Origin of the sequence: Nonomuraea sp. NPDC049750 (assembly GCF_040659625.1) — a bacterium.
GTDB lineage: Bacteria > Actinomycetota > Actinomycetes > Streptosporangiales > Streptosporangiaceae > Nonomuraea.
In genome coordinates this window covers 83,113-90,175 of sequence record NZ_JBFANB010000040.1, presented here as the reverse complement: position 1 = coordinate 90,175, position 7,063 = coordinate 83,113, and the positions used below count along the sequence as shown (strand labels likewise).

The following is a 7,063-nucleotide window of genomic DNA, read 5'->3' as shown; positions in this document are numbered from 1 at the left end:
CCTGTGATCGGGGGTCTGTGACCGGGAGTCGCCCGGGGCTCTGTGATCGGGGGTCTGTGACCGGGAGTCGCCCGGGGCTCTGTGATCGGGGGTCTGTGACCGGGAGTCGCCCGGGGCTCTGTGATCGGGGGTCTGGCGGGCGGCCTGTGGCCGAGGTCTGTGGTCGGGGCTGCGACGCGGGCGCCCGTAAGCCGCTATCCGCGCAAAGCAACCCCCGCACGCGCATGCGACCCCGAACACACAACAGCCCCCGCCGGAGTCGGCGAGGGCTGTGTGGTGCGAAGAAGTGCCAGAAGTGTGGCTTTTTCGCTACGCGTCCAGCTCGGCGGTGAGGCCGCGGGTGGCGTTGGGGTCGACCGGGACGCCGGGGCCCATGGTCGTGGAGAAGGTGACCTTCTTCAGGTAACGACCCTTGGCGGCCGACGGCTTGAGACGGAGCACCTCGTCAAGGGCGGCGGCGTAGTTCTCGATGAGCTGGCGCTCGTCGAACGACGTCTTGCCGATGATGAAGTGCAGGTTGGCCTGCCGGTCCGTACGGAACTCGATCTTGCCGCCCTTGATCTCCGTCACGGCCTTGGCGACGTCGGGCGTCACGGTGCCGGTCTTGGGGTTGGGCATGAGGCCACGCGGGCCGAGGACGCGGCCCAGACGGCCGACCTTGCCCATGAGGTCAGGGGTGGCGACGACGGCGTCGAACTCGCTGAGCCGGTTGCCCTTGGCGATCTCGTCGATGAGCTCGTCGGCGCCGATGATGTCGGCGCCCGCCTCGCGGGCCGCCTCGGCACGGTCACCGGTCGCGAAGACCAGGACCCGGGCGGTCTTGCCGGTGCCGTGCGGGAGGTTGACCGTGCCGCGCACGATCTGGTCGGCCTTGCGAGGGTCGACGCCCAGTCGCAGCGCCACCTCGACAGTGGCGTCGAACTTGGTGGTGGACGTCTGCTTGGCCAGCTTCACGCCCTCGACGGGCGCGTAGAGCTTGTCGTGGTCGACCTTGGCCGACGCGTCCTTGTGCGCCTTGCTGCGCTTCATGTCTGTCTCCTTGTGGTGTGCGGGCCGGATGCCGGCCCTCCCACTGATCGGTGTGGGTACGAGCCGGGAAACCGGCTCTCCCACGGATCGCGGTTCGGGCCAGGGAACGGCCCTCCCGCGGATCGGGAAGTGTTAGTCGGCGACGGTGATGCCCATGGACCGGGCGGTGCCGGCGATGATCTTCTCGGCCGCCGCGATGTCGTTGGCGTTGAGGTCGGGCATCTTGGTCTCAGCGATGCTGCGAAGCTGCTCGCGGCTGAGCTTGCCGACCTTCTCCTTGTGCGGGACCGCGCTGCCCTTGTCGAGGCCCAGAGCCTTCTTGATCAGCTCGGGCGCCGGGGGCGTCTTCGTGATGAAGGTGAAGCTGCGGTCTTCGAAAATGGTGATCTCAACGGGGATGATGTTGCCCCGCTGGGCCTCAGTGGCAGCGTTGTACTGCTTGACGAAGTCCATGATGTTGACGCCGTGGGGACCGAGCGCGGTACCGACGGGCGGAGCGGGCGTGGCCTGGCCGGCCGGCAACTGCACCTTTACGAGGGCAGCCACTTTCTTCTTTGGAGGCATGTTCCTTCTCCGGGTCCTGACAATTTGGTGGTGTGCCCCCACGGTCGTGGGGAGCAGCCCAGGTGGACGCTCACCAACGCAGCGATTTTCCTGGGTTCACCCCCACGTGCATGGGGACGACGTATCAGCTTACGTGATCGTCTTAGATCTTCGAGACCTGGTTGAACGACAGCTCGACCGGGGTCTCGCGGCCGAAGATCGAGACGAGCACCTTGAGCTTCTGCGACTCGGGGCTGATCTCGCTGACCGAGGCGGGCAGGGTGGCGAACGGGCCGTCCATGACCGTGACGGACTCGCCGATCTCGAACTCGACGGTCGGGCCGGTGCTGGTCTTGGCCGAGGACTTCTTGGCTTCCTCGGTCGGCTCCGGCGCCAGCAGCTTGGCGACCTCGTCGAGGTTGAGCGGGCTCGGCTTGTTGGACAGGCCCACGAAGCCGGTCACACCGGGCGTGTTACGCACGGCGGCCCAGGACTCGTCGGTCAGCTCCATGCGCACCAGCACGTAGCCGGGCAGCACGCGCTCCTTGACCGGCACCTTCTTACCGCTCTTGAACTCCTGGACGGTGTGCGTCGGCACCTCGACCTGGTAGATGTAGTCCTCCATGTTGAGAGACACGTTGCGGCTCTCGATGTTGGACTTCACGCGGTTTTCGTAGCCGGCGTAAGAGTGGATCACATACCACTCGCCGAGCTGGCCCCGGAGCGAGCGCTTGAACTCCTCGACCGGGTCGACGTCAGGCAGGATGTCACCGTCTTCGTCGACTGCGGGAGCCTCGTCGGCGACCTCGTCCTCGTCGCCCTCGTCGCTGTCCGCGACGTCGGCGTCGAGCTCGTCGACGGTCTCCTCAGTGGCCTCAGCGGCCTCTTCCGGCTCGGTGTCCCACTCCTCGTGGGACTCGTTCGCCGGCACTGAAGATTCGGACACGGTGACTTTTCCTCTTTCGTCGAATCGAATGGCGACTCCGTACGGGTGACGCCGTCGGTGTCTGGATCAGGATCCGCCGAAGACGCGGAGAACGGCCCAGCCGAGCGCACTGTCGAGCCCGTACACAATCGCAACCATGATCAGAACGAATACCAGAACGACCGTGGTGTAAGTGATGAGATCCTTGCGTGTCGGCCAGATGACCTTACGCAGCTCGGTGACTACCTGCCGGTAGAAAAGGGCCGGCGAGGTGCGGGTCTTCTTCTCGCCACTAGGCTTGCCTGCGGTCTCGCCGCGCGTGTCGATCGCCACAGTCCTCACCTGAATCTGTCGTATCCAACGCAGTATGCGGCGCGCTTACACGCCATTGCGCGGACCGCACTCGCAGGGCACGAGGGACTCGAACCCCCAACCGCCGGTTTTGGAGACCGGTGCGCTACCAATTGCGCCAGTGCCCTATGTCGCCAACCACACTACCCTGATCAGCTCACTGCCTGGACCGAACCGCACGTCGACATGCGGCGGTACGACCAGGCGAAAGTGTATCGGGGGAAAGCCCTTTACGTCGAACCAAACCCGATCGCCCAGGTCACGGCCCGCGTGGCAGCATGGACCCATGTCCACCCGACCTCGCATATCCAGCCGAATTTCCGCGATTTCCGAGTCCGCCACGCTGGCCGTGGACGCGAAGGCGAAGGCGATGAAGGCGGCCGGCCGCCCCGTCATCGGCTTCGGCGCCGGAGAGCCCGACTTCCCGACACCGGATTACATCGTCGAGGCGGCGGTCACGGCGGCGCGCGATCCCCGCTTCCACAAGTACACCCCGGCCGGCGGCCTGCCGGAGCTCAAGCAGGCGATCGCCGCCAAGACGCGGCGCGACTCGGGCTACCAGGTCGAGGCGTCGCAGGTCCTGGTCACCAACGGGGGCAAGCAGGCCGTCTATGAGGCGTTCGCCACGCTGCTCGACCCGGGCGACGAGGTGCTGGTCGTGGCCCCGTACTGGACGACCTACCCCGAGGCGATCAAGCTGGCCGGTGGTGTTCAGGTCGACGTCGTCACCGACGAGACGACCGGCTACCTCGCGAGTGTCGAACAGCTTGAGGCGGCCCGCACGGAGCGCACCAAGGTCCTGCTGTTCGTCTCGCCGTCCAACCCGACGGGCGCCGTCTACTCGCGCGAGCAGACGGAGGCGATCGGCCGCTGGGCCGCCGCCAACGGCCTCTGGGTGGTCACCGACGAGATCTACGAGCATCTCGTGTACGGCGGAGCGGAGTTCACCAGCATCGCCACGGCCGTTCCCGAGCTGGCCGACCGGGTCGTCATCGTCAACGGCGTGGCCAAGACGTACGCCATGACGGGCTGGCGGGTGGGCTGGCTGATCGGTCCGTCCGACGTGGTCAAGGCCGCGACGAACCTCCAGTCGCACGCCACGTCCAATGTCTCGAACGTGGCCCAGATGGCCGCTCTGGCCGCCGTCTCCGGCGATCTGTCGGCCGTGGCGGAGATGCGCGAGGCGTTCGACCGGCGCCGGCAGGCGATGGTGCGGCTGCTCAACGAGATCCCGGGCGTGTTCTGCCCGGAGCCGAAGGGGGCCTTCTACGCCTACCCCTCGGTCAAGGAGCTGATCGGCAAGGAGCTGCGCGGCCGGCGGCCGCAGTCGTCGGCCGAGCTGGCCGAGCTGATCCTGGAGGAGGCGGAGGTGGCGGTGGTTCCGGGCGAGGCGTTCGGGACGCCCGGATATTTCCGCCTTTCGTACGCCCTGGGGGACGACGACCTGGCAGAGGGCGTCAGCCGCCTCGCCAAGCTCCTCGCGGAAGCCCACTGACCGCGCCACCTCAGCCGACCGCAGAGGCCGACTGACCGATCCGACGTCAGCCGACCGCGGAAGCCGACTGACCGATCCGACGTCAGCCGACCGCCTCTGCCACCTGCTCGATCTCGCGGGCCAGTCCGGGCGTGGCGCCGATGTAGACCGCGGTGCCCGGCCGTTCCAGCCACATGAAGTTGCTCAGCCCGCCCCGCGTACGCCAGCGCAGGGCGGGCTTGCCGTTGTACGCGCGCAAGCTCGACCTGCTGACCAGCGACGCGAACCGCTCGGCGCCCCGCACCCCGCACACCAGGCCGACGAGCAGTTCCTCGTCGTTCTTGCGCCACCGCACGCCCTTCACCTTGAGCCGCTCGCGCAGTGACTTGACCCGCGTGAACGAGCCCGCGCGCTCCACCCCCGCGGGCAGGTGGCCGATGCCTAGATCCCCGGACCCGCAGGTCAGAGAGATGATCGTCGACCTCGCCCGGCTCGGTTCCGGCGTGGCTGTGTTGGCTTCCGGCGTGGCGGCGCTGCCGCACGCGGTGAGCGCGAACACGAGGGACACCGCTGCCAGGCGTCGCATCAACCCCCCATGACTTGGAGTGGAAACCGCAGAAAAGGCCCCTAGTCTCCTACAGGAGCCTTGACCGAGGCGGCAACACGGAGCAGTTCATCGCTCAGGGATTCGCTGACCCTGATCCAGGCTCCGGTGCCCGTACGCTCCAGCCAGACGATCATCAGGCCGCCGCCGGGATGCCTGCCGACCAGGGCGGGTCTGCCGCGGATGGTGGTCTCCCTCGGCGTCCGTAGCGGCGTCCGCCGCTGGTAGGTGGCCCAGTCGGCCGCCGCGGCGCCGTGCTCGACCCGCACCTCGACGAACCTGTCCTGAGCGCCTGTCCCCCTCTCAGGGGTGAATCTGGCCCAGGCGCCCTGGTCGGGTTCGATCACTCCCCCGTCGGCGCGATCGAACCCCGCGGGCAGGTAGGTGAGCCAGAAATCATGCGCGACCACGGCGATCCGGGGCGCCGCCAGGGCGGCGGTGACGGTCCGGCCCCGAGCGGGCCCCGCCCGACCCGCCTGCGCCGGAGCCGGTGGAGCCTGAAGCGGCGCAGGCGCCCCCACCGGCGTGCGATGGAGGCGCCCGAATCCCGAGGAGAACAACCCATAGATGATCGAAACGGTGACCCCAAGTGCGAGAAACGCCAGCATCGCGCGCAGCGCCTGTCCGCCGGTCCCGCCCTCAGGCTTCATGCACGGTAGATCCCCGGTCTGATCTCACCCGTACCACCTGATCACTTAACGGGTTCGATCCCTTCGGCGATCTTCTTCAACTCGGCCGCCGCGTCAACCTTTTTCGCATAGTCCGGGCTGATATACACCTCGACCGCCAGCCCCTCGCGCAGCGTCCAGCCAATGGTGCTCGTCGTGCTGTCGCCGGGCCCGGAGTCGACCTCGCCGCCTTCTGTGATCTTTGCCAGGTATGCCCGCTTGCCGGCGATGTCGAGGATTTCGGCGCCGTCCTTGGAGTACGTCGCCAGTTGCTGCGCGATCTGCTTGCTCGCCTCATCCGCGAACACGACCACCTGAACGGCGTAGAAGCCCTCTTCCTGTCCGGGCTCCGTAAAAGTGGTCGTATAGCTCGTCTTGCCGAAGCCGTTCTTGCCCGACCACTTGCCCCATTCGAGCCCGTCGGGCAGGTAGCCGACATGGATACCGCCGAACTTCCTGCCGTCGCCCAGGTCGCCGAGGTCCTGCGGCAGCGAGACCTCCGGGCCGACGGTGAGCTGCACGTTCGTCCCCTTCTGCACCTCCTGGCCGGCGGCCGGGGCCTGCGCGCGCACCTGCCCCTTTTCGGTGGCCGTCTCCGGGTCCTCGACGACCAGTCCGGCCTGCTTCAGCGTCGCGACCGCCTTGGCGGCGGGCATGTCGACGACACTGGGGACGGTCACCAAGTCCATCACGGCCCGGTCCTGGCCGGTGGCCGCGTGCTGGGTCTTGGGGGGTTCCCCCGAGTTGATCAGTGCCGGTACGGTCACGGCGACCAGGGCCGTGACCAGGGCGGCGCCGGCCGTACGGAATCTGAGCACGTGCGCGCGGTGGCGGCGGCGCACGTCCCGGCCGAGCGTCGGCCCGGCGTGCACGCCGGCGACGTGCGCGGCCATGGCCTCGGCGATGGCTTCTTCTTCGGTCTTCATCGGATCGCTCCTTCTGCGAAGGTCATGCGTTCGCGGATCTTGGCGAGGCCCCGGGCCGACTGGCTCTTCACGGTGCCGAGCGAGCAGCCGAGCAGCGACGCGGTGGCCGACTCCGACTGGTCCTCCCAGTAGCGCAGGACGATTACTGCGCGCATCTTCGGCGGCAGTCTGCGCAGCTCCTCGATGAGCGTGTCGCGCAGGTCCAGGTCGGGCGATTTCGCGGCGGTGTCGGGCGGCCGGGCGAACGTGATCTCCTGCACGACGCGCCGCCGCCGAGCCCGGCTAATCGCCGCGTTGACGAGGACCTTGCGCGCGTACGCCTCGGGGTTGTCGTGCCGGATCCGGGTCCAGTGCCGGTAGACCTTCTCCAGAGCATGCTGGACCAGGTCCTCGGCGTCGTGGTGGGTGGCTCCGCAGACCAGGATCGCGGTGCGTAACAACGAGGTGCTGCGGGCGGCAAGGAACTCGTCGAATGCCGCTTCGTCTTCATCCGTCATGAGCGGGGTCCCCTTTCGCCCCTCCCAACGCACGAACGGGCATCCA

At 67.8% G+C, this 7,063-nt stretch carries 9 protein-coding genes and 1 tRNA gene; 1 reads left to right on the top strand and 9 read right to left on the bottom strand.

Annotated features, from left to right (window positions below):
- Positions 1-309 precede the first annotated feature (309 nt).
- From rplA to AB0J16_RS52835, 5 genes are all read right to left on the bottom strand, one after another.
- Positions 310-1,029, bottom strand: a complete 720-nt coding sequence (gene rplA, locus AB0J16_RS52855; protein ID WP_358554779.1) for a 50S ribosomal protein L1 — start codon at positions 1,027-1,029, stop codon at positions 310-312.
- Between the two features lie 132 nt (positions 1,030-1,161).
- Positions 1,162-1,593 (bottom strand): 50S ribosomal protein L11, encoded by a 432-nt coding sequence (gene rplK, locus AB0J16_RS52850; RefSeq protein ID WP_358554776.1) that lies wholly within the window; start codon positions 1,591-1,593, stop codon positions 1,162-1,164.
- A 142-nt stretch (positions 1,594-1,735) separates the two neighbouring features.
- Entirely contained in the window at positions 1,736-2,518 is a 783-nt protein-coding gene (gene nusG / locus AB0J16_RS52845; protein WP_357962188.1) for a transcription termination/antitermination protein NusG, read from the bottom strand.
- Between the two features lie 66 nt (positions 2,519-2,584).
- On the bottom strand, positions 2,585-2,830 hold the full coding sequence (secE, locus tag AB0J16_RS52840) for a preprotein translocase subunit SecE (protein WP_357962191.1): 246 nt from the start codon (positions 2,828-2,830) through the stop codon (positions 2,585-2,587).
- Between the two features lie 73 nt (positions 2,831-2,903).
- Positions 2,904-2,976: transfer RNA gene (locus tag AB0J16_RS52835), tRNA-Trp, on the bottom strand.
- 158 nt (positions 2,977-3,134) lie between these two features.
- Between AB0J16_RS52835 and AB0J16_RS52830 the strand changes: the two genes are divergently transcribed.
- Positions 3,135-4,343: a pyridoxal phosphate-dependent aminotransferase gene (locus AB0J16_RS52830; RefSeq protein ID WP_358554773.1), complete on the top strand. Its 1,209-nt coding sequence runs from the start codon at positions 3,135-3,137 to the stop codon at positions 4,341-4,343.
- An 82-nt stretch (positions 4,344-4,425) separates the two neighbouring features.
- Here the strand turns inward: AB0J16_RS52830 and AB0J16_RS52825 are convergent, their stop codons facing one another.
- From AB0J16_RS52825 to AB0J16_RS52810, 4 genes are read right to left on the bottom strand one after another with little or no spacing between them, the layout of a single operon-like run.
- Complete coding sequence (locus AB0J16_RS52825; protein ID WP_358554770.1) at positions 4,426-4,908, bottom strand: hypothetical protein; 483 nt, start codon at positions 4,906-4,908, stop codon at positions 4,426-4,428.
- Between the two features lie 41 nt (positions 4,909-4,949).
- Positions 4,950-5,576 carry a hypothetical protein gene (locus AB0J16_RS52820; protein WP_358554767.1) on the bottom strand — a complete coding sequence of 209 codons (627 nt, stop codon included), beginning with the start codon at positions 5,574-5,576 and terminating at the stop codon, positions 4,950-4,952.
- 41 nt (positions 5,577-5,617) lie between these two features.
- Positions 5,618-6,520, bottom strand: coding sequence for a PASTA domain-containing protein (locus AB0J16_RS52815; protein ID WP_358554764.1), 903 nt, complete (start codon positions 6,518-6,520; stop codon positions 5,618-5,620).
- Positions 6,517-7,017 carry a SigE family RNA polymerase sigma factor gene (locus AB0J16_RS52810; protein ID WP_358554761.1) on the bottom strand — a complete coding sequence of 167 codons (501 nt, stop codon included), beginning with the start codon at positions 7,015-7,017 and terminating at the stop codon, positions 6,517-6,519. The genes AB0J16_RS52815 and AB0J16_RS52810 overlap by 4 nt, the downstream gene beginning before the upstream one ends.
- Positions 7,018-7,063: the final 46 nt, after the last annotated feature.